This is a genomic window from Nitratireductor kimnyeongensis (assembly GCF_019891395.1).
GTDB lineage: Bacteria > Pseudomonadota > Alphaproteobacteria > Rhizobiales > Rhizobiaceae > Nitratireductor > Nitratireductor kimnyeongensis.
Map to the genome: position 1 here is coordinate 584,384 of NZ_CP078143.1, position 26,123 is coordinate 610,506.

General features: G+C 59.7%; 29 protein-coding genes. 19 read left to right on the top strand and 10 right to left on the bottom strand.

Going from position 1 to position 26,123, the window contains the following annotated elements:
• Positions 1-59: 59 nt before the first annotated feature.
• Entirely contained in the window at positions 60-551 is a 492-nt protein-coding gene (locus KW403_RS02705; RefSeq protein WP_223021230.1) for a DUF2165 family protein, read from the top strand.
• Between the two features lie 167 nt (positions 552-718).
• On the opposite strand, the gene KW403_RS02710 is transcribed toward KW403_RS02705, so the two are convergent.
• From KW403_RS02710 to KW403_RS02720, 3 genes are all read right to left on the bottom strand, one after another.
• The gene (locus tag KW403_RS02710; RefSeq protein ID WP_223021231.1) at positions 719-1,072 is read right to left on the bottom strand and encodes a tRNA-binding protein; all 354 of its coding nucleotides are present in this window, start codon (positions 1,070-1,072) and stop codon (positions 719-721) included.
• Positions 1,073-1,093: 21 nt separating this feature from the next.
• On the bottom strand, positions 1,094-1,594 hold the full coding sequence (locus KW403_RS02715) for a type III secretion system chaperone family protein (protein ID WP_223021232.1): 501 nt from the start codon (positions 1,592-1,594) through the stop codon (positions 1,094-1,096).
• Positions 1,595-1,930: 336 nt separating this feature from the next.
• On the bottom strand, positions 1,931-2,245 hold the full coding sequence (locus KW403_RS02720; protein ID WP_223022418.1) for an accessory factor UbiK family protein: 315 nt from the start codon (positions 2,243-2,245) through the stop codon (positions 1,931-1,933).
• Between the two features lie 131 nt (positions 2,246-2,376).
• Between KW403_RS02720 and lgt the strand changes: the two genes are divergently transcribed.
• From lgt to KW403_RS02750, 6 genes are all read left to right on the top strand, one after another.
• Positions 2,377-3,213, top strand: coding sequence for a prolipoprotein diacylglyceryl transferase (gene lgt, locus KW403_RS02725; protein WP_223021233.1), 837 nt, complete (start codon positions 2,377-2,379; stop codon positions 3,211-3,213).
• Entirely contained in the window at positions 3,213-4,301 is a 1,089-nt protein-coding gene (locus tag KW403_RS02730) for a class I SAM-dependent methyltransferase (RefSeq protein ID WP_223021234.1), read from the top strand. The genes lgt and KW403_RS02730 overlap by 1 nt, the downstream gene beginning before the upstream one ends.
• Before the next feature lie 58 nt (positions 4,302-4,359).
• Entirely contained in the window at positions 4,360-5,154 is a 795-nt protein-coding gene (pgeF, locus tag KW403_RS02735) for a peptidoglycan editing factor PgeF (protein ID WP_223021235.1), read from the top strand.
• Positions 5,154-6,305, top strand: a complete 1,152-nt coding sequence (locus KW403_RS02740; RefSeq protein ID WP_223021236.1) for a M24 family metallopeptidase — start codon at positions 5,154-5,156, stop codon at positions 6,303-6,305. Before pgeF ends, KW403_RS02740 begins: the two co-directional genes overlap by 1 nt.
• Before the next feature lie 7 nt (positions 6,306-6,312).
• On the top strand, positions 6,313-6,936 hold the full coding sequence (locus KW403_RS02745) for a hypothetical protein (RefSeq protein ID WP_223021237.1): 624 nt from the start codon (positions 6,313-6,315) through the stop codon (positions 6,934-6,936).
• 104 nt (positions 6,937-7,040) lie between these two features.
• Complete coding sequence (locus tag KW403_RS02750; RefSeq protein ID WP_223021238.1) at positions 7,041-7,973, top strand: ribose-phosphate pyrophosphokinase; 933 nt, start codon at positions 7,041-7,043, stop codon at positions 7,971-7,973.
• 70 nt (positions 7,974-8,043) lie between these two features.
• On the opposite strand, the gene KW403_RS02755 is transcribed toward KW403_RS02750, so the two are convergent.
• On the bottom strand, positions 8,044-8,604 hold the full coding sequence (locus tag KW403_RS02755; protein ID WP_223021239.1) for an NADPH-dependent FMN reductase: 561 nt from the start codon (positions 8,602-8,604) through the stop codon (positions 8,044-8,046).
• Positions 8,605-8,703: 99 nt separating this feature from the next.
• On the opposite strand from KW403_RS02755, the gene KW403_RS02760 reads away from it, so the two are divergent.
• The 7 genes from KW403_RS02760 to KW403_RS02790 all read left to right on the top strand — a co-directional run bounded on the left by KW403_RS02760 (position 8,704) and on the right by KW403_RS02790 (position 13,915).
• Positions 8,704-9,126 (top strand): winged helix-turn-helix transcriptional regulator, encoded by a 423-nt coding sequence (locus tag KW403_RS02760; protein ID WP_223021240.1) that lies wholly within the window; start codon positions 8,704-8,706, stop codon positions 9,124-9,126.
• 205 nt (positions 9,127-9,331) lie between these two features.
• A complete protein-coding gene (locus tag KW403_RS02765; RefSeq protein ID WP_223021241.1) occupies positions 9,332-9,982 on the top strand; it encodes a 50S ribosomal protein L25/general stress protein Ctc in 651 nt (216 codons plus the stop codon).
• Between the two features lie 24 nt (positions 9,983-10,006).
• Positions 10,007-10,726 (top strand): aminoacyl-tRNA hydrolase, encoded by a 720-nt coding sequence (gene pth / locus KW403_RS02770; protein WP_223021242.1) that lies wholly within the window; start codon positions 10,007-10,009, stop codon positions 10,724-10,726.
• Positions 10,727-10,729: 3 nt separating this feature from the next.
• Positions 10,730-11,833, top strand: coding sequence for a redox-regulated ATPase YchF (gene ychF, locus KW403_RS02775; RefSeq protein WP_223021243.1), 1,104 nt, complete (start codon positions 10,730-10,732; stop codon positions 11,831-11,833).
• Between the two features lie 87 nt (positions 11,834-11,920).
• Complete coding sequence (locus KW403_RS02780) at positions 11,921-12,892, top strand: magnesium transporter CorA family protein (protein ID WP_223021244.1); 972 nt, start codon at positions 11,921-11,923, stop codon at positions 12,890-12,892.
• Positions 12,893-12,980: 88 nt separating this feature from the next.
• Entirely contained in the window at positions 12,981-13,448 is a 468-nt protein-coding gene (locus KW403_RS02785) for a MaoC family dehydratase (protein WP_223021245.1), read from the top strand.
• Positions 13,445-13,915, top strand: coding sequence for a MaoC family dehydratase (locus KW403_RS02790; protein ID WP_223021246.1), 471 nt, complete (start codon positions 13,445-13,447; stop codon positions 13,913-13,915). Before KW403_RS02785 ends, KW403_RS02790 begins: the two co-directional genes overlap by 4 nt.
• 7 nt (positions 13,916-13,922) lie before the next feature.
• On the opposite strand, the gene KW403_RS02795 is transcribed toward KW403_RS02790, so the two are convergent.
• From KW403_RS02795 to petA, 4 genes are all read right to left on the bottom strand, one after another.
• Complete coding sequence (locus KW403_RS02795; RefSeq protein ID WP_223021247.1) at positions 13,923-14,474, bottom strand: adenine phosphoribosyltransferase; 552 nt, start codon at positions 14,472-14,474, stop codon at positions 13,923-13,925.
• Between the two features lie 97 nt (positions 14,475-14,571).
• On the bottom strand, positions 14,572-15,396 hold the full coding sequence (locus tag KW403_RS02800) for a cytochrome c1 (RefSeq protein ID WP_223021248.1): 825 nt from the start codon (positions 15,394-15,396) through the stop codon (positions 14,572-14,574).
• Positions 15,397-15,425: 29 nt separating this feature from the next.
• Positions 15,426-16,709 carry a cytochrome b gene (locus KW403_RS02805; RefSeq protein WP_223021249.1) on the bottom strand — a complete coding sequence of 428 codons (1,284 nt, stop codon included), beginning with the start codon at positions 16,707-16,709 and terminating at the stop codon, positions 15,426-15,428.
• 23 nt (positions 16,710-16,732) lie between these two features.
• Positions 16,733-17,296 (bottom strand): ubiquinol-cytochrome c reductase iron-sulfur subunit, encoded by a 564-nt coding sequence (gene petA / locus KW403_RS02810; RefSeq protein ID WP_223021250.1) that lies wholly within the window; start codon positions 17,294-17,296, stop codon positions 16,733-16,735.
• A gap of 601 nt (positions 17,297-17,897) precedes the next feature.
• Between petA and KW403_RS02815 the strand changes: the two genes are divergently transcribed.
• Positions 17,898-18,530 (top strand): LysE family translocator, encoded by a 633-nt coding sequence (locus KW403_RS02815; protein ID WP_223021251.1) that lies wholly within the window; start codon positions 17,898-17,900, stop codon positions 18,528-18,530.
• Between the two features lie 304 nt (positions 18,531-18,834).
• Here KW403_RS02815 and hemF read toward each other — a convergent pair whose 3' ends face one another.
• Positions 18,835-19,749: an oxygen-dependent coproporphyrinogen oxidase gene (gene hemF, locus KW403_RS02820; protein ID WP_223021252.1), complete on the bottom strand. Its 915-nt coding sequence runs from the start codon at positions 19,747-19,749 to the stop codon at positions 18,835-18,837.
• Positions 19,750-19,867: 118 nt separating this feature from the next.
• On the opposite strand from hemF, the gene KW403_RS02825 reads away from it, so the two are divergent.
• Positions 19,868-20,125, top strand: coding sequence for a hypothetical protein (locus KW403_RS02825; RefSeq protein WP_223021253.1), 258 nt, complete (start codon positions 19,868-19,870; stop codon positions 20,123-20,125).
• Between the two features lie 235 nt (positions 20,126-20,360).
• On the opposite strand, the gene KW403_RS02830 is transcribed toward KW403_RS02825, so the two are convergent.
• Complete coding sequence (locus tag KW403_RS02830) at positions 20,361-20,807, bottom strand: tRNA (cytidine(34)-2'-O)-methyltransferase (protein ID WP_223021254.1); 447 nt, start codon at positions 20,805-20,807, stop codon at positions 20,361-20,363.
• 297 nt (positions 20,808-21,104) lie between these two features.
• Here KW403_RS02830 and KW403_RS02835 point away from each other — a divergent pair, with 297 nt between their 5' ends.
• From KW403_RS02835 to KW403_RS02845, 3 genes are all read left to right on the top strand, one after another.
• The gene (locus KW403_RS02835; protein ID WP_223021255.1) at positions 21,105-21,359 is read left to right on the top strand and encodes a hypothetical protein; all 255 of its coding nucleotides are present in this window, start codon (positions 21,105-21,107) and stop codon (positions 21,357-21,359) included.
• Positions 21,360-22,127: 768 nt separating this feature from the next.
• A complete protein-coding gene (locus KW403_RS02840) occupies positions 22,128-23,975 on the top strand; it encodes an ABC transporter ATP-binding protein (protein ID WP_223021256.1) in 1,848 nt (615 codons plus the stop codon).
• Entirely contained in the window at positions 23,972-25,858 is a 1,887-nt protein-coding gene (locus KW403_RS02845) for an ABC transporter ATP-binding protein (protein ID WP_223021257.1), read from the top strand. Before KW403_RS02840 ends, KW403_RS02845 begins: the two co-directional genes overlap by 4 nt.
• Positions 25,859-26,123 lie beyond the last annotated feature (265 nt).

Consider the following 26,123-nt stretch of genomic DNA (forward strand, 5'->3'; position numbering starts at 1 on the left):
TAAGGTCGGGCCACGGACACAACATTTTCACCCGGCCGGATTATTGCAAGGAAGGGCTCATGACTTCACGCTACGCAAAAATCGCCATGACGCTGGCACTCGCTGCCTTCGCATTCATGGTGACTTTCAACAACATCACAGACTACGGCTCGAATTTCGCGTTCGTGCAGCACGTGTTCAGCATGGACACAACATTTCCAGGCAATTCTGCAATGTACCGCGCGATCACCACACCTGCGCTGTGGCATGCCGGATACTGGCTGATCATTGCTGGTGAAGGGCTTACCTTCGTGCTTCTGCTTCTTGGTGGCCTTAGAATGTTTGGCGCGCGCGACGCATCGGTCGCCGAGTTCCAAGCATCCAAAAACCTGACAATCGTTGGCGCCACGATCGGCTTTCTCGTCTGGTTCTTCGGCTTCATGGTTGTCGGCGGCGAGTGGTTCCTGATGTGGCAGTCCGACACCTGGAACGGCCAGGACGCAGCCTTCAAGTTCTACATGGCGATCATCGGCGTCTTGATTTTCGTGAACCAGCGCGACGAAGTCGCCTGACGAGCAGACGACCCAGAGCAGAATTGACTGCAATACTGCACTGCAAGGCCGTCCGGATGAACACCTCCGGGCGGCTTTTTCATGTTCAATTACTGGAAAATCTGTTTGAGGTCAGCCTGTCACGTCACGCAGAACAGGCGACCTGCGAGGATCGCCCCGGAACCGGCCTAATGCAGACGGCTGCCGTTTGGCACCTTCTTGTCAGACCCGGCCAGAACGATGGCGCCATCTTCGTCGGCAAAGCCCATGACGAGTATCTCGGACATGAACTTGCCAATCTGCCGAGGCGGGAAATTCACCACCGCCACCACCTGCCGCCCGACGAGAGTCTCGGGCGTATAATGCACGGTGATCTGCGCGGACGATTTCTTGATACCGATCTCGGGACCGAAATCGACCTTGAGCTTGATGGCAGGCTTGCGGGCTTCCGGATAAGGTTCAGCCTCAATCACGGTGCCGATGCGAATATCCACCTTCAGGAAATCATCATAAGTGATTTCCGGGGTCTTCTCCGATGACATGCCCGCTTCCCGTCCTGCGACCTAGGCGTTTCCGTAGGTCTCGAACAACACGCTGTTCAACGCATCCTGCGCCGTGCTGCCCGACCAGATGACATACTGGAATGCCTGATAATAGCATTCGCAGGCTTCCAGAGCGCTGTTCAGCATGGTTTCGACCTGCTGGCCCGTCGGCTCGACGCCGCCGGCAAGAACCAACGCCTGCCGGAACATCACCACATTCTCGCGCTCCCACAGGTCGAAATGGCCGAACAGCATCTGTTCGTTGATGAGCGAAAGGAGCCGCATGACTTCCAGGGTACGCTTCGCAGGCACTTTCAGATCAAAGGCGCAGGCAACATGCAGCGCCTCGAATTCCTCCATCCAGGAGAAGGACACGTTGTAATCGGTCCATGTGCCGGCCACGGCGATGGCGATCTCGTCGTCGCCATTACGCTCGAAGCTCCAGTCATTGGTGTGCGCGACATGTTCGATGACATCAACGGGATGCGCATCACGGGTCATGTCGAGTTCAAGAAGGCTCATTAATCTGCTTTCCCGTATCTGGAGGCGCTGCAACACCCCGCAAGAATCCACAGCGGAAATGCTCTTCCGCAAGACGTTTCAGACCTGAAACACAATGTGGAGCGACAACGACAACGCATGGAACTTACGCGGGCCCGCCCCTGCCCGACTGCATGACCAGTTACGAATCACGCTGTAAATTCAGTGTATTGATGCAGAGTCGCGTTACCAGACCTTTTTTATCGAAAGCCTGTGGAGCGTGTGGATAGAAACGCCACGCGGCACCGAGCGGCGTGACGTAAGCGACTCTCGGACAAGGATTTTTCGACGCCGTACACAGGCGACGGTAATAAAAAATTATTTTTTTGCCCGGGTGGATGACGCCGGTTTCGAATCGGATTTCGCAGCTTTTGCAGCCGCGGTGTCGGACAATTTGGCTTCGAGTGCTTCGATGCGGGCGACAAGAGCCGCGTTTTCCTCGCGGGCCTTGAGGGCCATTTCACGCACCATCTCGAACTCTTCGCGCTGGACGACATCCATCGAAGCCAGGATACGTTCGGCCTGAGCCTGAAAAGCTGTCTCGACCTCGCGGCGCACCCCCTGGGCGGCACCTGCGGCATCGGTCATCAGCTTGGCGAACTCGTCGAGGATTCGGTTGCTTCCGTTGGTCATGGCTCGTTTCCCAGATTGAACCCTTGACCTAGTGGGCAAGGCGACCGAATGCAAGGCAAACCGCGCCTTGACCTTGCCCCGATGCTTCGCAATACCTGCGGCCATTGAGTTTCACGCGCCGGGAGGCCTGATTGACCGATTACCTGCTTACGCCTCTCGCCGCCCTGCCCTTTCCCGCGATCGATCCAGTAGCGTTGCAACTGGGGCCGCTCGCGATCCACTGGTACGGGCTCGGCTATGTGGTCGGCATACTGCTTGGCTGGTGGTATGCGCGCCGGCTGGTCTCAAACGAACGCCTGTGGACCGGCGGCGAGCCGGCAATGACGGTGACGGACCTTGACGATTTCGTGCTGTGGGCAGCCGTCGGCATCGTGGCGGGTGGCCGCGTCGGCTATATCCTTTTCTATGACCTGCCACGCTATCTCGCGAACCCGCTCGACATCCTGGCGGTATGGGAAGGTGGCATGTCCTTTCACGGAGGCCTGTTGGGCGTGACGCTCGCCATGCTTCTTTTCGCGAAAAAACGCGGCATCAATGTGTGGAGCCTGTTCGACACGGTCTCTGCCGTGGTGCCGATCGGTCTCGGACTGGTGCGGGTGGCAAATTTCGTGAACTCGGAGCTTTGGGGCCGCGTGACGGACGCGCCATGGGGTTTTGTCTTTCCCAATGGCGGGCCGGAGCCGCGCCACCCAAGCCAGCTTTATGAAGCTGCGCTCGAAGGGCTGGTGCTTTTCGTCGTGCTGCGCCTTTTGACCCACAAGGGCCTGAAACTGAAAATGCCTGGTTTCGTGGCCGGGGCGTTCGTATGCGGCTACGGCCTCTCACGCATCGTGGTCGAATTCTTCCGAGAGCCTGATGCGCATATCGGTTATCTCGCCGGCGGATGGCTGACCATGGGCATGGTGCTTTCGCTGCCGATGGTGCTGGCCGGCGTCTGGGCAATGCTGAGGGCGCGGGCCGCTGCTTGATGAAAACACTGAAGGACCGCATCAGAGCACAGATCGAGACCACGGGGCCGATGAGCGTCGCCGACTACATGGCGCTTTGCCTTTTCGATCCCGAGGCGGGCTACTACACGACGCGCGAGCCGTTCGGTGCCGAGGGCGATTTCACCACAGCGCCGGAAATCAGCCAGATGTTCGGGGAATTGTGCGCCGTCTGGCTCTACACTGCCTGGAAGGCAAGCGGCGCACCGAAAACGCCTGTTGTGGCCGAGATTGGCCCCGGACGCGGAACGCTGATGAAGGACATGCTCCGGACCTGGGCCAAAATCGACCCGGCATTCAGGGAGCAGATGCAGCTCGTCATGATCGAGGCGAGCCCGCGGCTGAGCGAAGTACAGCGTAAGACGCTTGGGCCATTGGATGGCGAAGCGTCTTGGATTGTCGATATAGGAGCGCTGCCGGAAGGTCCGCTGTTCATTCTTGGCAATGAGCTTTTTGACGCCATCCCGATCCGGCAATATGTGAAGGTCGGAAATGCCTGGCGCGAGCGCGTGGTGGGCCTCGATGCGGCAGAACAGCTTGCATTCATGGCAGGGGCCGGCTCTGCGGACCCTACGATTTTGCCGCCGGGTTCAGAAAACGCGCCCGAAGGGGCGATCGTGGAATTGGCACCGGCACGCAATACACTGATGTCCCGCATCGCCGAACGCATCGGCAGAGAGGGCGGCGCAGGGCTTTTCATCGATTATGGCTATGCCTCACCCGCCCCCGGCGACACGCTTCAGGCCATGCGCGGCCACGCCTATCAGGACGTGCTGAAGGAGCCGGGCAAAGCCGATCTGACGGCTCATGTGGATTTCTTCGCCTTGGCGGGTGCCGCAAAGGAGCAGAGTCTGGCCGCTGAATTGATGAGCCAGGGCGACTTTCTCATCGGTCTCGGTCTTCTGGAGCGCGCCGGCCGGCTGGGCTCCGGCAAGAACGCCACGGAGCAGCAGGCGATCCGCAACGATGTGGATCGGCTTGCCGGCCCCGACCAGATGGGTGCCCTGTTCAAGGCGCTGGCCGTAACGCCATCCACAGTGGCGGTTCCACCATTCGTTTCACCGCATTGACTTGATTTCGCCCCTGCCCCACCATCCCGCCGCTTGAGAACATCTGAAAAGGCGGCGCATGCTGGACACAACGAGGCCGGAACCGCTGCGGTCCCCACTACTGGACCGTGAGCGGGAGAATGGCGTGAAGCATGGCTTCTTTACCCGCAAGGGCGGCGTTTCAACGGGGCTCTATGAAGGGCTCAATGTAGGTTATGGCTCGGGGGACGACCGCGAGATGGTGACCGAGAACAGAAGGCGCGTGGCCGATTGGCTGGGCGTCGATGCAGATCACCTGTTGACCGTTCATCAGGTGCATTCGCCCCACGCGATCATCGTCGATGAACCTTTTGCGGGCGAAAGGCCCGAGGCCGACGCGGTGGTGACCAATCGACCGGGATTGGCGGTTGGCGCGCTTGCAGCCGATTGCGGGCCCATTCTGCTCGCCGATGGCAAGGCGCGGGTGATCGCGGCTGCCCATGCCGGGTGGAAAGGCGCACTGACCGGCATTCTGGAAAACACCATCGCGGCGATGGAACTGCTGGGTGCCGAGCGGGAAGATATCATCGCCGTGCTTGGTCCCTCGATCAGCCAGGAAAACTATGAGGTCGGGCCGGAGTTCGTGGAGCGTTTCATCAACCACAACCCCGCCAACCAGGACTGGTTCCGCCCGTCGACCAAGGCCGGGCATGCGCTGTTCGATCTCAATGGATATACGGTGGCCCGGCTGACGGCAGCCGGCGTCAATGCCGCCCGGATCGGGCGTTGTACCTACGAAGAAGAAGAGAATTTCTATTCCTATCGCCGTGCGACGCACCGCGGTGACAGGGACTACGGACGCCAGATTTCGGCGATCATCCTGGAGGACATTTGATGGCGCTTCATTTTGACCAGGCAGAGTTCGATTCCCGGCGTGATCGCCTCGTCATCGAAATGGCCGAGCGCAAGCTTGATGCCATGCTGCTTTTCGCGCAGGAGAGCATGTACTGGCTGACGGGTTACGACACGTTCGGCTTCTGCTTTTTCCAATGTCTTGTCGTGAAGGCCGATGGCTCGATGGTGCTTCTGACACGCTCGGCGGATTTGCGTCAGGCGCGGCACACCTCCACCATCGAAAACATCGTCCTGTGGACCGACCGGCATGACGCAAATCCGGCCGTCGACCTGCGCAATCTTCTGAACGATCTCGATCTTCTGGGCGCGCGGATCGGTGTCGAATATGACACGCATGGCCTGACGGGACGCAGCACCCGGCTGCTCGACGAACAGTTGCAGACATTCGGCAAGATCGAGGACGCCTCCGATCTTGTCAGCCGCCTGCGACTGTTCAAGAGCGAGGCGGAAATCAAGAAGGTGAAGCGCGCCGCAAAACTGGGCGACGAGGCACTGGACGCCGCGCTGCCGCTGATCAAACAGGGCGGCGACGAGGCTGCGATCCTGGCCGCCATGCAGGGTGCCGTGTTTGCAGGGGGCGGCGACTATCCGGCCAATGAATTCATCATAGGTTCCGGCGAGGACGCGCTTCTGTGCCGCTACAAGGCGGGCCGGCGCAAGCTGAACAAGAACGACCAGATCACGCTGGAATGGGCCGGTGTTTATCACCATTATCATGCGGCAATGATGCAGACCGTGCTGACCGGCAAGGTATCCAAGCGGCATCAGGAGCTTTTCGAGGCGGCACGGGATGCGCTGACCGCCGTGCAGAAATCGATGACACCGGGCAACACCTTCGGCGACGTGTTCGATGCGCATGCCCGGGTGATGGAAGCGCATGGCCTGACAAAGCACCGGCTGAATGCCTGCGGCTATTCACTGGGCGCACGCTTCTCGCCCTCCTGGATGGATCCACAGATGTTTTATGCCGGCAATGAAGAGCCCATGGCGCCGGGCATGACGCTGTTCGCGCACATGATCATCATGGATTCCGACACGGGCAGCGCCATGTGTCTCGGCCGAACCTATCTGACCACCGAAGACGCACCCGAACCGCTTTCGCGCTATGGGCTGGACCTTATCACCCGGTGAAGGCAATATGCCGCGCAGGATCGAAGCCATTGAGGGGGGCTGCGGTATTTTGACGAAGCGCGCCATAACGGGCATCGCCATGTTGAGCCTGGCCGGTCTTGCAGGCTGCAACACGGGCTCCACGCTCGATTTAAACTCCGGCCCGACACCGGCAGGCAGTGTGCCTGGCGGTCAAGCCGAAAGCCAACAGCCAACCGATACCGCTCTCGCTTTACAGACGGATACATCGGCCGCGAGCGCGACGACGCCTCTGCAGTCGGTGACCACCAGCGAGCGCATCCAATTTGCTCCCGTGATCGGAGCTACATCGGAGGCCGTGCCTGCACTTTCACGCCGGCTCGAGGCGCGCGCCCGACAAAGCGGCATACCCATAGTGCCTCAAGGCGGAAGCGCCTCCATGGTGATGAAGGGCTATTTCTCGGCCATCGCCGATGGCGGCAAGACGACCGTGATCTATGTTTGGGACGTGCTCGACCCATCGGGCAACCGGCTGCACCGCATTCAGGGCCAGCAGGCTGCGCCCGGCGGTCAGGGCGATGGCTGGTCATCCGTCACAAGTGCCACGATGGAAGCGGTTGCGGACTCCACCATCAGTCAGCTTTCCGCATGGCTGGCGCAGCGTCAGGGCTGATTTTTTTCGAGTTTTCATCGTGATTCTTTCCTCAGACGCTTGCAATACAGCCTCACCCCGTTAAAAGCGCGGTCAAGCGTCAAGGCGTTCTCCGAGGACATTCCATGAAGCTCTTTGCGGGCAATTCCAACCGGGTTTTGGCAGAGGCCGTTTCCCGCTATCTCAACATTTCTCTTGGCAAAGCCACGGTTCGCCGGTTCGCCGATCAGGAGATTTTCGTCGAAATCCAGGAAAATGTGCGCGGCGAGGACGTTTTCGTCCTGCAGTCGACCGCCTACCCGGCCAACGATCATTTGATGGAACTGCTCATCATGATCGACGCCTTCCGGCGCTCTTCCGCCCGACGCATCACCGCCGTATTGCCCTATTTCGGCTATGCGCGTCAGGACCGCCGCACATCAGGCCGCACACCGATTTCGGCAAAGCTGGTGGCCAACCTGATCACCCAGGCAGGTGCTGACCGCGTGTTGACGCTCGACCTTCATGCAGGGCAGATCCAAGGTTTCTTCGACATCCCTACCGACAACCTTTTTGCCGTGCCCGTGATGGCGCGAGACGTGAAGGCCAACTACACCCTCTCCAACGTGATGGTGGTTTCGCCGGATGTCGGCGGTGTGGTGCGTGCCCGTTCGCTGGCCAAACGCATCGATGCACCGCTCGCTATTGTCGACAAGCGCCGCGACCGGCCGGGCGAATCCGAAGTGATGAACGTGATCGGCGATGTGAGCGGCAAGGACTGCCTGCTGATCGACGACATTGTCGATTCCGGCGGAACGCTGTGCAATGCGGCGGATGCGCTGCTCAACAACGGCGCGACCAGTGTCACGGCCTATATCACGCATGGCGTCCTTTCAGGCGGCGCCGCAGCGCGCATCGCCGGATCGCGCCTGAAGGAACTGGTGATCACCGATTCCATCCAGCCCAGTTCGGCAGTGGAAGCCGCCGAAAACATTCGCACGATCACCATTGCCGACCTCATCGGCGAGGCGATCTCACGCACCGCGACGGAAGAATCGGTTTCAAGTCTTTTCGACTGACAGAAACAGCTTCCCGGACACGATAAAGCCGGCTCCAGGAGCCGGCTTTTTTGATCGCGTGCCTCTTTGCTCAGGCTGCGACGCGATCCTGCGCAGAACCAACCCACGCAGAGAATTTTTCGACGAAGCCTGACAGGAAGGCCTTCGTGTCTTCATTGGTGATGTCGTTGTTCTGATCGATGAGGCCGGGCTTCATCTGCAGATAGACCTCCGGGCTGGTCAGCAGCGTGGCTCCGAGGCTGACCATGATGGAGCGCAGATGGATCTGGGCCGCGATCGCACCCATGGCACCGGGGCTGGACCCCACGACGGCAGTGGCCTTTCCGGTCCAGCTGTTCTGTCCCCAGGGTCTTGAGCCCCAGTCGATCGCATTCTTCAGGATCGCGGGTATGGAGCGGTTGTGCTCGGGCGTCACGAGAAGCACACCATCGGCTGCTGCAATCCTGTCCTTGAGCTGCTGCGCGGCAGCCGGATACGCCCCGACGTCATCATCATTGTACATCGGCAATGTGGAGAGATCGAAATAGTCGAACGCAAGGCGTCCTTCGGCGAGCTTTTCCAAAGCCTGTGCAAATTTATGATTGATCGACTCCTTTCGGTTGGAGCCAACGAGAACCAAAATTTTCTTCATAATGTATTCCTCTTTCCCCCGGTTCAAATTCCCGGTGGTATCCTTTGGTAACCACCCCTATATCTGGTGAGGAAAAGCGAGTTGCAAGAAGGCACCTTTATGAAACCGCGTCACGGGCACATCTCTGAGAACTGCCGGCCGATCAGCGAGGTTCTCTCGTTGATTGGAGACAAATGGACCTCTCTCATCATCGAACGCCTCAACGAGCAACCGTTGCGTTTCAACGCGTTGAAACGGCGCGTGGATGGCATTTCGCAGAAAGTGCTGACAAGTTCGCTCAGGGCCCTCGAACGCGATGGCTTTCTTGAACGCATCGAACATCCGACGGTGCCCCCGAGCGTGGAATACCGATTGACCGCCTTTGGACATGAGCTTGCTCAACCGCTCTCGGCACTGAAACAGTTTGCCCTCGCCAACGCCGGCAGAATGGAAGCGGCCCGGGCAGCCTATGACGCGCGCAACAGCTCCGGTGAAAGCAGCGACAGGCGGCCACAGCCGATTCAGCCGGCGACCATGGTCTGAAAGGGCTTGCGCCCTTGCGCATACCCCTTGCATCGGCTATAGACCCGCCGTCCGCGTAGACACCCTTGGAGGCAACGCGGACGGAAGTCCGTCCGAGCGTTTTCGGTATTCAGGCAGTGCATCATGCGCCGCCTGTTTCTCTTCTCGGAAAGCTTTCACGTTCCCGGTTTTTCCGGGAGCGCTCCAAAACATGAAAGGATAGGCCATGAGCCATCAGAGCTACGAGCTGAAGGCCGAGGCGCGCGAACGGGTCGGTAAGGGGTCCGCCCGGGCTATTCGGCGCAACGGTAAAGTTCCTGCCGTCATTTACGGCGACAAGGATGCCCCGCTTTCCATCACGCTTCCCTACAAGGAAGTGTCCATGAAGATTTTCGGCGGCGGCTTCCTCACCACGATTGCCACCATCGACGTCGACGGCAAGAAGATTCAGGTCCTTCCGAAGGACTATCAGCTTGATCCCGTCCGCGATTTCGTCATGCATGTGGACTTCCTGCGCATCGGCAAGGGCACGGTCGTGACCGTGAACGTGCCGGTTCACTTCATCAACGAAGAGACCGCTCCGGGCATCAAGCGCGGCGGTGTCCTCAACGTTGTGCGCCACGAGGTCGAGTTCACCTGCCCCGCTACGGCGATCCCCGACTACATCGAGGTTGATCTGGACGGTATGGATATCGGCGACTCCGCTCACATCTCCACCGTCAAGCTCCCCGAGGGTGTTCAGCCGACCATCACGGACCGCGACTTCACCATCGCAACCATCGCAGCGCCTGCCGGCCTGAAGTCGGAAGAGTCCGAGGCTGACGAGGATGAAGCGGAAGTCGTGGCTGAAGAGAAGGAGGGCGAGGGCGAGGAGTAATCCTCCCCTTTCCTGCAAAACCTCATGCTGCTCATTGCAGGGCTAGGCAATCCCGGCCAGCAATACGAACGGCACCGGCACAATGTCGGTTTCATGGCGGCGGACGCGATTGCGCGCCGCCATAGTTTTTCTTCATGGTCGAAGAAGTTCAACGCGCTCGTGGCCGAAGGCCGCGTCGGCGGCGAGAAAGTTCTGCTCATCAAGCCGCAGACTTTCATGAACCTCTCAGGCCAGGCGATCGGAGAAGCCATGCGCTTCTACAAGGTCGAGCTCGAGGACCTGCTCGTTCTCTATGACGAACTCGATCTCGCCCCCGGCAAACTGCGCATCAAGACGGGCGGCGGCTCGGGCGGCCATAACGGCATCAAGTCGATCGACGCCCATTGCGGCAACGACTATCGCCGCGTGCGCATCGGCATCGGACACCCCGGCGACAAGGCACGCGTGAACGCACATGTGCTGGGCGATTTTGCCAAGGCGGATCAAGCATGGCTTGAACCCATGCTGGACGCCATTGCAGACAATATTTCAATGCTTGCCGAAGGCGACGAATCGGGCTTCATGAACCGGGTCAGCCTCGCGGTGAAGGAAACCGGTGCAGAGCCTGCACAGAAGCGGGAAAGCAAACCCGCGAAACAACAGAGCCACATCCGCCAGGCGCGGCAGAAGGGGCCTACAGCCCCCCTCCCCGAGAGCGGCCCAATGGCGGCCATGCTCAAAAAACTCCTCGGCCAGAAGGAATAGGAAATGGGTTTCAAATGCGGCATCGTCGGTCTGCCCAATGTCGGCAAGTCCACGCTCTTCAACGCGCTCACCAAGACGGCCGCCGCACAGGCCGCCAACTATCCGTTCTGCACTATTGAGCCCAACACGGGCGAAGTGGCCGTGCCGGATCCGCGCCTGAAGAAGATTGCCGGCGTGACCGGCTCCAAGGAAGTCATTCCCACCCGCATATCCTTCGTGGACATTGCCGGCCTCGTGCGCGGCGCTTCCAAGGGCGAAGGGCTGGGCAACCAGTTTCTGGCCAATATCCGCGAAGTGGACGCCATCGTGCATGTGCTGCGCTGCTTCGAGGATGACGACATTACCCATGTGGAAGGCCGCATCGACCCTGTCGCGGATGCCGAAACCGTCGAGACCGAGCTGATGCTCGCCGACCTCGAAAGCCTGGAACGGCGCACCCTGCAAATGCAGAAGCGCGCAACCGGCAAGGACAAGGAAGCCCAGACGCTTCTGCCCATGATGGAGCAGGCGCTGGCGCTGCTTCAGGAAGGCAAGCCGGTGCGCGTTCTTCTCGACGGGATCGCAGCGGAAGACCTGAAGATCCTGCGCGGCCTCAACCTGCTGACCTCGAAGCCCGTGCTCTATGTGTGCAACGTGGCCGAGGGCGACGCCGCCGAAGGCAATGCCCAGAGCAAACGCGTCGAGGAAATGGCAAAGGCGCAAGGCGCGATGACGGTCGTGATCTCGGCTGCGATCGAGGCCGAAGTGGCCCAGCTCGCCGACGAGGAAGCAGCTGAATATCTGGAGGCGATGGGGCTGGAAGAGCCCGGTCTCGACCGGCTGATCCGCGCCGGCTACGAACTGCTCGACCTCATCACCTTCTTCACCTCCGGCCCCAAGGAAACCCGCGCCTGGACAGTTCAGAAGGGCGCCAAGGCACCACAGGCGGCCGGCGTGATCCACACCGATTTCGAGCGCGGCTTCATTCGCGCGCAGACCATTGGCTACGAAGACTTTGTGACGCTAGGCGGTGAAGTGGCCGCCCGCGACGCGGGCAAGGCCCGTGACGAAGGCAAGGAATATGTGGTGACGGACGGCGATGTGATGCTGTTCAAGTTCAACACCTGACCGGCTGTCCGATCGGCAAGAAGGCGATGCTGTTGACGGCGCGGCGATAGCCGGGAATCTTCATTTCCAGGTCCGGGAAGCGAAGCGATGATCAAGGCCTTTACCCTCCAGAACGAGCGTCTGAAATCAGTCGACTTGTCATCTGTCGACCGTGACGCGATCGTCTGGATCGATATGCTTTCTCCTTCTCCGGAGGATGAAAAAACCATTGAAGCATGGCTCGGGATCGCGATCCCGACGCGGGCTGACATGGAGGAAATCGAGATATCGAGCCGGCTCTACAGCGAAGACGGGGCGCATTACATGACCGCTACCCTGCCGGCCAGGGCCGACGAAGACCAGCCGGAAATGGGACCCGTGACCTTCATCCTCAGCCCCGCAGGAACGCTCGTGACGCTTCGTTTTCACGAACCCAGCGCCTTCCAGATTCTCACCCAGCGAGCAGAAAAGGCCAGCCTTGGATGCAACAATGGTGAGGCAGTGCTTATCAACCTGCTGGAAATCATCACCGACCGGCTCGCCGACATTCTCGAAAGGGCCGGCCGCGAAATTCTGGAACTTTCAAAAGGCATCTTCCACCCTTCCGAAAAGAAGGCATCCAAGCGGGACCGCGACTTCCAGATTCTGCTGCGCCGGATCGGCCGCAAGGAGGATCTGATCTCCAAACTGCAGGACAGCCTCCTGACCATGCAGCGCCTATCCGGCTTCCTGAGCGCAGTTTCGAGCCGAAGCGGCAAGGATGAACGCGCACGCATCAAAACCCTTTCACGCGACATAGCCTCGCTCGCAGACCATACGAAAGGGCTTTCGCAGAAGATCGGATTTCTGCTCGATGCGACCCTTGGCATGATCAGCATCGAGCAAAGCGCCATCATCAAGATTTTCTCCGTGGTCGCCGTGATCTTCCTTCCACCGACGCTTGTCGCCTCGGTCTATGGGATGAATTTCGACATCATGCCGGAGCTGCATTGGCCGCTCGGCTATCCATTTGCTCTTGGGCTGATGGTGCTCTCGGCCCTTCTACCCTTCTGGTATTTCAAACGCCGCGGCTGGCTCTAGCGCGCAGGTCCAGCAATCTTCCCCTTCCTCATGCTTGAAGAATGAACGGCTTGCAGCCATAAGGTTCAAGCCTGAACAGGATTGAATCATGACTGACAAAAAGTGGGCGTTTGAAGAGCTCGAGCCCGGAGTGACTATCCCCTTTGGTGAGAAAAAGGTCGGCGCAGACGAGATCATTGCCTTCGCCCAGCAGTTCGATGCGCAACCCATGCACCTGGATGAGGAAGCCGGCAAGGCCAGCATTCTCGGCGGGTTATCGGCCTCCGGTTGGCACAGCTGCGCCATCTTCATGCGCATGCTCTATGACGCATTGTTGGTCAATTCCACTTCACAGGGCTCCCCAGGCATCACCGAGGCCCGCTGGAAGCGTCCTGTGATCGCCGGCGACACGCTGACGGGAAGCACCACGGTCCTCGAACGGCGAGCGTTGAAATCGCGCCCCGGTATCGGTCTCGTGACTTTCCGTCATCTGGTTACCAACCAGCGCGGGGAAACGGTGATGGAGATGGAGAACCCGATCATGTTCAGAATGCGCGATGCAGGAGGCGCAGCATGAGCCTCGATCGTTTTCTGCGCGTCGGCGAGACGATAACGCTGGGCACCCACACGTTCACCGCTGATGAGATCATCGCGTTCGGTCGACAGTTTGATCCACAACCCTTTCACACCGATGCGGAGGCAGCGCGCGACAGTGTGTTCGGCCGCCTATGCGCCTCCGGCTGGCATACATGCGCCATGTGGATGCGATACAATCTGATAGGCATCGAGCGCGATGCGTTCGGGCCATGGGAAGGACCAGGCGAAAAACCGGAGTTCGGCCCCTCACCCGGCTTCTCGAACCTTAAATGGTTGAGGCCTGTCTATGAGGGAGACACGATCACATTCACGCGGGCAGTGACCGGACATCGCCCCCTGGCCTCCCGCCCCGGCTGGCATCTGGTCTCGCTTTCTGCTGCGGCACACGGCACAGATGGCGAGCCCGTGATGAGCTTTGAGAACGGGGTGCTGATGAAAGCCGGCTGAACCGGTCTCACTCGCCCTCAAAAGCGATCAGTGTGTGAACATCGACGCCAAGCGCTTCCAGCTTGGCCCGTCCGCCAAGATCAGGCAGGTCTATCACGAAACAGGCTGCCACGATGTCGGCTCCCATCTGCGTGAGGAGCTTGACCGCACCTTCGGCGGTTCCACCGGTGGCGATGAGGTCATCGACCAGAATGACCTTTTCGCCCGGCGTCACCGCATCCTTGTGCATCTCCATTTCATCGATGCCATATTCGAGACTGTAGGCTACGCGCACCGTGTCATGCGGAAGCTTGCCCTTCTTGCGGATCGGCACAAAACCCGAAGAGAGCTGGTGCGCAATCGCGCCTCCAAGAATGAAGCCACGTGCCTCGATGCCGGCGACCTTGTCGACCTTGGCCCCCGCATAGGGATGCACCAGTTCATCAACGGCGCGGCGAAAGGCACGCGCATTGCCAAGCAGCGTCGTGATATCACGGAACAGAATGCCGGGCTTCGGATAGTCCGGAATGGTGCGGATCGCGGATAGAAGCGTGTCTTGAAGTGTCTGAGAAGCTGCCATGTGCCCTGCCCCGGTTCAGATAGTTCTTGCCGCGTTGTGAAGCAAAAGAAAAGGGCGCTGCAAGCGCCCTTCCTGCTTTTGTTGCCCGGTCAGCACCTTAATGGAGGTCCGCCCAGATCTTGCGCTTGGTGAGATACATGAGGCCACCGAAGAGCAAAAGGAAGATCATGACGACAAAACCGGTGGACTTGCGCGCTTCCATGTGCGGCTCGGCCGCCCACATGAGGAATGCTGCAACATCGCGTGCATACTGGTCTACCGTCTCAGGCGCGCCGTCATCATAAGTGACCATGCCCTCAGAAAGCGGAGGCGCCATTGCAAGCGACGCTGAGGAGATGAAATACGGGTTGTAATAGGTGCCTTCCGGAACCTCGTGCCCGTGAGAATCTTCCTCATAGCCCGTGAGAAGCGCGTGGATATAATCCGGACCAGCTTCGGCATATTGGGTGAAGATGTCGAAGACAAAGGTCGGGAAGCCACGTTCCACGGCCCGCGCCTTGGCAATCAGCGAGAAGTCCGGTGGAACCGCTCCGTTGTTGGAGGCGGCTGCCTGCTGCGGATTGGCGAACGGTGCCGGAAAACGGTCAGACGGCTTTGCAGCACGCATGAACATGTCACCGGAATCATCCGGGCCGTCCTCGACTTCATACTCGGCCGCGATGGCGCGAACCTGAGCTTCGGAATACCCCAGATCCTCGAGATTGCGGAACGCGACGAGGTTCATCGAGTGACAGGCGGCACAAACCTCGCGGTAGACCTTGAAGCCGCGCTGAAGCTGGCCCTTGTCGTAGGTTCCGAAGGGGCCGGCAAACGACCAGTCCTGCTCGACCGGCTTCTTGATCGGATACTCGGCCGCGTTTGCTGCCGTGACCGCTGCCAGGCCGAGGCCGAGCGCAGCCAATCCGTTGAGGATGCTTTTCATTGCGAAAATCCCTTTGCGCATTCTCTCGCTCAGCCCTTTGCCTGTTCTGTAACCGGCGCGCCGGCGGACTTCTTCTCCAGCACCGCTTCCGTGATGGAATTGGGCAAACGGCGGGGCCTCTCGACCAGGCCGAGAACCGGCATGATCACGATGAAGAAGGCGAAGTAGTAAAGCGTCGCCACCTGAGCCATCGCCACATAGGTGCCTTCTGCCGGACGGGAGCCGAGCCAGCCCAGGAAGATTGCATTGACGACGAAGAGCCAGAAGAACAGCTTGTACCAGGGACGATAAACCGCCGAACGGACCTTCGAGGTATCGAGCCACGGCACCACGAACAGAACCGCGATGGCGCCGAACATGGCCAGAACACCACCCAGCTTGGAATCAATCGGGCCGATGTTGAACGTGATGGCGCGCAGGATCGCGTAGAACGGCAGGAAATACCATTCCGGAACGATGTGCGCCGGGGTCTTCAGCGCGTCAGCCTCGATGTAGTTATCCGGGTGACCAAGGAAGTTCGGAATGTAGAAGACGAAATAGGCGAACAGAGCCAGGAACACGACCATGGCAAACGCGTCCTTGACGGTCGCATAGGGCGTGAAGGCCACGGTGTCGGTCTTCTGCTTCACCTCGATGCCGGTCGGGTTGGTCTGACCGGTAACGTGCAGCGCCCAGACATGCAGCACGACAACGCCGGCAATCATGAAGGGCAGGAGGTAGTGCAGCGAGAAAAAGCGGTTCAGCGTCGGATTGTCGACCGCGAAGCCGCCGAGGAGAAGCTGCTGAATCCAGTCACCCACTACGGGAATGGCCGTGAAGAAGCCGGTGATCACCGTCGCGCCCCAGAAGCTCATCTGACCCCAGGGAAGCACGTAGCCCATGAAGGCTGTCGCCATCATCAGGAGATAGATGATGCAGCCAAGAATCCACAGGAGCTCTCGCGGTGCCTTATAGGAACCGTAGTAGAGGCCACGGAAGATGTGCACGTAAACGGCGATGAAGAACATCGACGCGCCATTGGAGTGCAGGTAGCGGATCAGCCAACCGGAGTTGACGTCACGCATGATCTTCTCGACCGAGTTGAAGGCGACTTCGGTGTTGGCGGCATAATGCATCGCCAGCACGATGCCGGTCACGATCTGCGCGACCAGCATCAGCGTCAAAATGCCACCGAATGTGTACGCATAGTTGAGGTTGCGTGGCACCGGATAGGCCACGAAAGAATCATAGACCAGACGCGGAAGCGGCAAACGCGCATCCATCCAGCGGCCGAGGCCGGTCTTGGGCGTATAGGTCGAATGTCCAGCGCTCATAGAAAATCCCCTCTCGCCGAGCCTTAGCCGACCTGAATGACGGTGTCGGACACGAATTCAAATGTCGGAACCGCAAGGTTTTCCGGAGCCGGGCCTTTGCGGATACGGCCGGCGGTGTCGTAGTGCGAACCATGGCATGGGCAGAACCAGCCGCCGAAATCGCCGGCCTGGCCAAGCGGCACACAGCCGAGATGCGTGCAAACGCCGACCATCACCAGCCAGTTTTCCTTGCCCTCGCCCGCGGAGCGGTCGATGTCAGTGGCAGGCGCGTCAGCGGCGATGTTGGCGTTGCGCGCCACTGGATCCTTCAGATCCTCCAGTGCGACCGCCCGCGCTTCCTCGATTTCCTTTTCCGTCCGGTTGCGGATGAACACAGGCCGGCCGCGCCATTTGACGGTCAGGGACATGCCTGGCTCAACGCCGGACACATCGACCTGGATTGACGCCAATGCGCGGGTGGAGGCATCGGGCCGCATCTGGTCGATGAACGGCCATGCAACACCAGCCGCACCGACGGCACCGGCAACGCCTGTTGCGACGTAAAGAAAGTCGCGCCTTGTATGTTCGGTCGAATCGGTAGCGCTCACGGGACTGCGATCCTTTCACCTTGAGTCGGCCGGTGGGGACGCCTTATTGCACTTTGAACCCAAGCAAACTCCCGCGCATGGCTGGAACTGCCCGGTTCTACCCCCGGCATTTTTCGATGGTTTCTATGCGCCACGCAGGAACTTGTCCAGACGGCGGCGACCCTACAGGGCAGATTGTCGCGGGGAAAACGCAGTGAATAAACATGACTTAAAAACTCTTATTTTTCAATACAGGCGCTTTTGCCATGTTTTCATAGGCGATCCCCTACACTCAAAGCGGCATGTCCGCCTCGAAGGTAAAGATGGAGTTGCCCTGCTCCCACGCGCTCACTCTCCGATAGTCCGCATGGCGACCAACAGGAGACCAACATCGGTGAAACCGGCGGAGCGCGATGCCAGCTCGAGGCCCAGGCGCGCGCCCCCAGAGACGCAGGTGAAGAAGCTGGATTTCGCTGGCGAAGAGACGGGGGGAGCCAGGAGGGCGGTCACGGACCCGGGTGGCTTCAGCATGTCAGGAGTCGCTATTGTCTCGCTCGACAATGAGAACGTTTACCGCGTATTCTGCCGCGTCTTACAACCACCTTCGATTGGGGGATGCATCATGACGCCGATCGAGCTTGGAACCTTCACACTGGTTGCCGCACTGCTCGTCATGTCGCCGGGCCCGAACGGCGTGTTGATCGCCAAGACGGTTCCGACGTCAGGCAAAGCGGCCGGGTTTGCCAATATCGCCGGGTTCTTCGCCGCATTCTACGTCCACGGCGTTTTGTCGATCCTCGGCATTTCGATCATTCTGGTGCAGTCAGCCCAGCTCTTCTTCATCGTGAAAATGCTGGGCGCGGCCTATCTCTGCTATATCGGTTTGAAAGCGCTTTGGCAGGCCTGCCACGGCTTTGCGGCACCACTTGAAGTGTCACCTGCCAAACGCCGGCGCACGCTCATACGCGCAGCGTTCGAAGGGTTTCTGACCAACGCGCTCAACCCGAAGGTGTCGATGTTCTACCTGGCGGCGTTTCCGCAATTCATCCCCGCCAATGCCGACGCCACGCTCTGGGCCTTCGCGCTTGTGGTGATCCACTCACTTCTGAACATCGTGTGGTTCTCGTCACTGGTGCTTTTGTTCTCAGGCTTCAAGTCGATCGGCGGCAATGTCCGTATGCAACGCTGGCTGAAAGCGGCGACGGGAACAGTGTTTATCGGCTTCGGGCTGAAACTCGCCACCATGCGCCCCTGACATCCCCTCAGGCAACACATCCTCGCAGGCTTCGCACATCTCCGCCAAAGGGGCGCGCTTCCAGATGAGGGTCAGCATGAGCCCGGCAAGAACCAGTATTGCAGCTATTATGATGGTGAAAAACACCTGCGATTGAAGGACAGGCGAGGAAAGGCCGGCGGAAACTTTCCGATGCCAACCTTGATCGCCACGAAATTGACACCCCGACCCCAGTCGCGGCAAGCGCCAACAGACTACGGGGCAACTCACTCAAAACAAAAAAAGTGCCGCTTATCCATCAGCGAAACGGATCGTCGTGCTGGCCCTACGGCCACTTCACCTCGGGCGGTAGGCTGGACAGGATGGAATTGACATTGCCACCGGTCTTGAGACCAAAGATCGTGCCTCGGTCGTAGAGCAGATTGAACTCCACATAGCGACCGCGCCGCACGAGTTGCTCCTCGCGGTCGGCTTCAGTCCAGTTCGTGTTGAAGTTTTTGCGCACCAGATGCGGATAGACAACCGCGAAGGCGCGCCCCACATCGCGTGTGAAATCGAAATCGGCCTGCCACCCGCCCTTTTCCTCCGGCGAGCGCAGCCAGTCGTAGAAAATGCCGCCGATGCCGCGCGGCTCCTGGCGATGCGGCAGGTAGAAATACTCGTCGCACCAGGACTTGTATTTTTCGTAGTCAACGATTGAGGCGTGTCGTTCGCAGACGAAACGCATGGCCTTGTGAAAGGCCTCGGTATCCGGATCCTCCTGAGTGCGGCGACGGTCGAGAACCGGGGTGAGATCTGCCCCGCCCCCGAACCACTGGCTGGTGGTGACCACCATGCGGGTGTTCATGTGAACGGCCGGCACATGGGGGTTCTGCGGATGGGCGATCAGCGAAATCCCCGAAGCCCAGAAGCTCGGATCGCGATCCGCCCCCGGTATCTGCTTGCGAAACTCGGGCGAAAACTCACCGTGGACGGTGGACACATGAATGCCGACCTTTTCGAAAACCCTGCCGTGCATAACGGACATGACGCCGCCGCCGCCCTCACCGCCGTCCCGTTCCCAGGGCGTGCGCTCAAAGCGCCCGGGTGTGCGTGTCGAGAGCGGCCCGGTCAGACCGTCCTCGAGCTCCTCAAACGCAGCACAAAGCCTGTCGCGCAATTCCTCGAACCAGGCGCGCGCAGCAGCCTTCTTGTCTTCGATGTTCTCCGGCAAACCGGTTGGCAGATCTGGTCGTTCCATATCTTTCCTCTCGCCCGATCCTACGCGACGGTGCGGCAGGCGGACAGCCCTACAAATGACTCGCAATTTTCAACCGCGTTGCCTAAGCTTCTTATCCATCGGGTCAAGGAGTTCTTTTGTGCGCGTGCCCGCAAAACCACCGCTGGAGGGGCTGAAACGCAGCCTCGACAAACACCGCGCAAGGGCGAGCCGCCTGCCACGCGATGGTTTTTTGCGAGAGAGTTTTTCCCTGCCCCGTGCCCAAGCACGGGAAAAAGCACGGGAATGGCTGGAGCGCTGGCCCAAGCAAGCCTACTGGACCGAAATCGAAAGTTGGTGCGAACGGCCTGGCGATGTGATCGAATTCACGATGCGCCGATTACCGAGCGCCGACTGAGAGACAGACACCCTCAAAGCGGCGATGCATGGCCTCTGCGAGGCTTGACTTGAAGTTCACTTGAACTTTTAGACACCCCTTTCTCGGCGAGGAGAGAGGTGCGATGCCGCCCAGCATTGATCACATACACACGCCGGATCCCATCGGATCCCCGCAGGCCCACAAAGAACGATCCGACCTTTTGGCGGGCGGCCTGGGGACCCGAAAGCCGGTTTCGTCTTACCGGCCCGAAGTTTTAACGCAACTGCCGCAACGCCTCGCCGGCTGCCATCGCCGCGCTCATAGCCAGGTTGAGACTGCGCGCCCCTTTCTGCATCGGGATCAGCAGACGGGCATCGACCGCCTCGTGAACAATATCCGGCGCGCCGACGGATTCCCGACCGAAGATCAGAATGTCGCCTTCGGTGTAAGAAACATCGGTATAATGCGTTTGGGCTTTGGTTGTGAAAAGCAGAAGACGACGCTTTTCCTCCCGGCGCCAGCGGTCAAAAACCTCCCACGACGAATGACGGACCAGCGCGGCGCGTTCAAGGTAATCCATGCCCGCACGCTTCAGGTTTCTGTCGGAGAGGTCGAATCCCGCTGGCTCGATCAGGTCGACGGTGAAGTTCAAGCAGGCGGCAAGGCGGAGGATGGCACCGGTATTCCCCGGTATGTCTGGCTGGTAGAGCGCGATACGCATCTGGCTGTGTCTCTCGACATGGCTGGCTGTGGCTTTCCGGTTACACCAGGCAGCGGGCGAACGAAAGGGCACAAAAATCAGTGGCAGTTCGCTGCAACTTTGAGTATAAGCCCACCATTGTCAACGCGAACCGAAGGAGAAAAGCATGGATACGCTTCGACATTACATGACTTGGCTCCGCGCCATTGGCCCGAAGGCCTGACGGCGGACTCGGTTCGGCAAGCTCCCACTACCTTTTCAGGCAGCTACGCATCGCAGTCCGTCGGGATTTCTTCCCGCATCTCAAGGACGTTCGCGATGCACAACCGCTTCCCCCGGCGGCCTTTCGGCCGCAACAACGACTTTGTCGTTCCGCATATAGACCCAAGCCGCTCCACCTTGCAGGATCGCAGGCTGGAAGCCTGGACGATGACACTCGGCGCAACGCTGTCGCCTGATAGACATACCGAACACAGGCGGCCCCATCGAGGTCAGCTACCCGACGTGGATATGAAGTACGCCATGCCGGAGCGCCTCGCCCTTTGGACGTTGCTGCGAAAGCTGTTCCGGTGATGGGACATCTGTCGGCGCTGCATTCACCAGCCCCCGTCCCGCCTCCCTGCGGGACGGGCCGAATACGCCATTTCGTTTTGCAACCCCTGATAGCATCAGTACATAAAATCAGTCTGGTCAAGCCTGGCCGTGATGGCTATAAGATGCGCCCTATCAACGAAAACCGCTGGAGGCGGCAATGGACAATTCGATGCTTACCTCCTTCGCAGGCCTGCGCCCGTGGAACACGGCGCCGCACAAGGCCTGACGGCGGGTTTCGTTCTCCAGCTTTTTCAGCACAGGTAAAGCCGCATTCGAGCGAATCCGCCGACCGATTCTTCCGGTTGACACAATGGATTTGCATCATGACCGCACGCATTCAAAAAAGGGGCGTCTCGCCCCACAAGACCAATCTCGCGAAAGCCGACCCGGCCACCCGCGCACTCGAGCGCGGAAACGAATTCGCTCCTGCCACCTCACTTTCAGGAGCCTTCAGGGCCGCTCTCGGCAGGCCAGCGGTTCCGCCGCACGATATCGCTCGTGACATGGGCATTATTGGGCACCCCGAGCCACCAAGTGCGGGGCCCTTGAAGGGGCCGGGGAAAAAGCGAACGAACGCCCCTGCGGCATCCGTGCCGCGCAAGGGCCACAGATAGCCGGGCATCCGGCAGAGATTGCTTCTCCGCCAGCTATCGAACGCGGAAAAGCCTTTAACAACAAACAACTACCTCGGGAACGTGAATCAATTTTTCACGTTTCCGGAACCCAGAATGAAAGACGTCTGAGACAATGTTTCAATGGTTCGAACGAAGACTTGAGCCTTTTCCCGACGAGGAACCGCAGGAGCCGCCTCGCACATTCTTCGCCTTCTGCATGCATTTCACGAAAGGGGCATGGCCCTATGTCTTGCTGGGGACGATTCTTGTCGCGGCCATAGCCCTGGCGGAGGTCTGGATGTTCGCCTTTTTGGGCGACATCGTCGACTGGCTGTCCGACCGCGACCGAGCCACATTCCTGGACGAGGAAGGCTTGCGGCTCATTGGCATGGCGGGCTTCATCCTTCTGATCCTGCCCGGACTGATCCTGCTGACCGGTCTCAACAACCATCAGATTTTGATGGGCAATTACCCTATGCGCGTCCGCTGGCAGGTCCATCGCTACCTACTCAAGCAGTCAATGAACTTTTATCAGGATGAGTTCGCGGGCCGCATCGCCACCAAGCTGATGCAGACAGCCCTTGCCGTGCGCGAATGCGTGGTCAAGACCTTCGACGTCTTCAACTATGTCGTGATCTATTTCCTCGGCATCCTGTTTCTGACTGCCTCGGCCGACTGGCGGCTGTCACTCCCAATCCTGTTCTGGCTTGGGGGGTATATTGCCCTCATGGCGTACTTCATCCCGCGCCTGGGCAAGGTCGCTGAAAAGCAGGCCGATGCACGCTCCATCATGACCGGGCGTGTGGTGGACAGCTACACAAACATCCAGACGGTGAAGCTTTTCTCGCATGCGCAACGCGAAGCTGGCTATGCACGCGATGGCATGAACGGCTTTCTCCAGACCGTCTACACACAATTCCGCTATGTTACGAGCCTCTATGGGCTTCTCTATTTCCTGAACTCGGCCTGCCTTGTTGGTGTGGGCTATCTGTCGATCACATTGTGGATCGGCGGGGAAATTTCGGTCGGCGCGGTCGCTGTGGCCATTGGCCTGGTGCTGCGGCTGTGGAACATGTCGCAATGGATCATGTGGGAGCTGACAGCGCTGTTCGAAAATGTCGGCACAGTGCAGGACGGTATCAGTTCGATCTCGCTGCCAAGACTGGTGGACGACAAACCGGGCGCGAAGGCGCTTGCCGTGCCGAACGGCCGGATCGACTTCGATCAGATCGGCTTCCACTACGGCAAGAAGGGCGGTGTGATCGAGGAGCTATCGCTGGCGGTAAAGCCCGGCGAGAAGGTCGGGCTGGTTGGTCGCTCAGGTGCCGGTAAATCCACCCTCGTCAATCTTCTCCTGCGCTTTTATGATCTGGAACGTGGCCGCATTCTCATTGATGGGCAGGACATTGCCGGGGTCACGCAGGATTCGCTGCGGGCGGAGATCGGCATGGTGACGCAGGACACTTCCCTGCTTCACCGTTCCGTTCGCGACAACATTCTTTATGGCCGCCCCGACGCAACCGAAGATATGATGCTGGAGGCGGCACGGCGTGCTGAGGCGATGGGCTTCATCGGCGGGCTGAGCGACCCGAAAGGCCGCAAGGGCTTCGATGCGCATGTGGGTGAGCGGGGCGTGAAACTCTCCGGCGGCCAGCGCCAGCGCATTGCCATCGCCCGTGTCATGCTGAAAGATGCTCCGATCCTCATCCTCGATGAGGCGACTTCAGCGCTCGATTCGGAAGTCGAGGCGGCGATCCAGGAAAACCTCTATCGCCTGATGGAGGGCAAAACGGTGATTGCCATTGCGCACCGGCTCTCGACCATCGCCGCAATGGACCGCCTTGTCGTCATGGACAAGGGCCGCATCGTCGAGGAAGGCACACATGACGAATTGGTGGCTGCCGGAGGACTCTATGCAAGCCTGTGGCAGCGTCAATCGGGCGGGTTCCTCGATCTGGAAGCGAATGAGGCTGCGGAATGAGCGTAGACGAGAAAAGCAAGGAACCGCCCAGAGCCGAAACCTGGTGGCGCAGCGTCGAAGGGGTCATCGATCCCTTCGGCGACACCGGACGTTCCGTGCTGCCGGTCAAGGCGCATGAATTCATCCTTTTCTTTGCACGGCAGGCGAAATGGCCCTTTATCCTGCTTCTGATCGCCGGCGGACTGATGGGCGCCGTCGATGCCGGGCTCTACTGGGCGCTCGGCTGGCTGATCGATCTTCTGGATTCGGCTTCGCCGCAGACACTGATCGCCGACCACTGGGGAAAACTCGCGGCCTTTCTTGCGCTGCTCCTTGTGATCCGCGCGGTGGTGATCATCGGCAACACGATCCTTGAGGAACAGGTGATCGCGCCTGCGTTCTATCAGCGTGTGCGTTGGCAGGCGTTTCGCCGGGTGATCGAACAACCCTATGAATTCTACCAGAACGACTTCGCGGGCCGCATCGCGACCAAAATCCTGCAGGGCGGTGAGGCAACCGGCGACTTCATCATCGACGTTCTGCAGACCATGTGGAGCTTCCTCACCTTCGTCGTGCTGGCCGCTTCCATCCTCACCGTGCTCGACCCTTTCATGGGTCTGGTCGTCCTGCTTTGGCTGGTGGCCTATATGGCGGTTGCCCGCTACCTGCTGCCCCCGCTCCGGCGGGCCGGCCGCCGTACAGCAGACCAGCGCTCCATCCTGAACGGGCGCATGGTGGACGCGTTTACAAACATCCTCGCGGTAAAACTTTTCGACAGTGGCCAGCGCGAACACTCCTATGTGCGCGAGGGCATGGCGCATTTTCTGAGTGCGGTGCAAACGCTGACGCGCGCCATCACCCGGGTGCGCGTCACGGTGGCCATCGTCAACGGTTTCATGATGGCAGCGATCTTTGTTCTTGCCGTGTCCCGATGGCTGGACAGCGCGATCACGACCGGCGAGATCGCCGCCGCCATGGGGCTTGTTTTCCGGCTCAACCAGATGTCGGGCTGGATGATGTTCAACATCAACGGGCTGATCCGCAACTATGCGACCGTTCAGGATTCCACCACGGTGGTTTCGGTGGAGCCGGCTATCCGCGATGCTGACCATGCCAAAGAGATGAAGCCTGCGAAGGGGGACATCCGCTTCGACAACGTCACGTTCAACTATGGCAAGGAAAGCGGCATCATCGAAGGGCTCGACCTGCATATCAAGCCAGGCGAGCGGGTTGCGCTGGTCGGGCCTTCGGGTGCCGGCAAGACCACCATCGTGAACCTGATGCTGCGCCTTTTCGAGGCCGAGCACGGAAAAATCCTGCTGGATGATCAGGACATCACCCAGGTGACCCAGGCCTCGCTGCGCGCTCAGTTCGGCGTGGTGAGTCAGGAGCCCATGCTCATGCATCGCTCAATTCGCGAAAACATCGCCTATGGCCGGGGCAAGGCCAGCGAAGAGGACATCGTCGCCGCAGCGAAGCGCGCTTCGGCGCACGAGTTCATCCTCAACGTATCGGACCCGAAAGGCCGCACCGGCTATGATGCAGTGGTGGGCGAGCGCGGCGTCAAGCTCTCGGGCGGTCAGCGCCAGCGCATTGCCATCGCCCGCATGATGCTGAAGAACGCCCCTATCCTCATCCTGGACGAAGCGACTTCGGCGCTCGACTCCGAGATCGAGGCCGTGATCCAGGAAAATCTCGAGCGGCTCATGGAGAACAAAACGGTGATCGCGGTGGCACACCGTCTTTCGACGATCGCCGCGCTCGACCGGATCATCGTGCTTGATCAGGGGCGCATCGTGGAGGAAGGCTCCCATGAGGCGCTGGTGGAACGGGCCGGGCTTTACGCACAACTCTGGAAACGCCAGTCCGGGGGCTTTCTGGGCGAACGGATGGCCGCGGAATAGCCTCGTCGACACATACAGTCACAGGCGGGGAGAACCGGCCGGGCTGGGTCTTTTTTGCACCACAGATGCTGTTCATTGGCAAATCGGCCAGCTCTTCCATCGACATGGAGCGCAGGGCCGGATGGGTCAGCGGATCCCGTTGCCATTCGGCCTCTGCCAGCGCCCTGCGAGCCTCTCGGTAGCGGGTGGTAAAGGCCTGAACTTTTATCCAGAAAAACTGTATCATTGCATTCCCTTTCTCGAGGAATGGCGTTCTGAGCAGCCA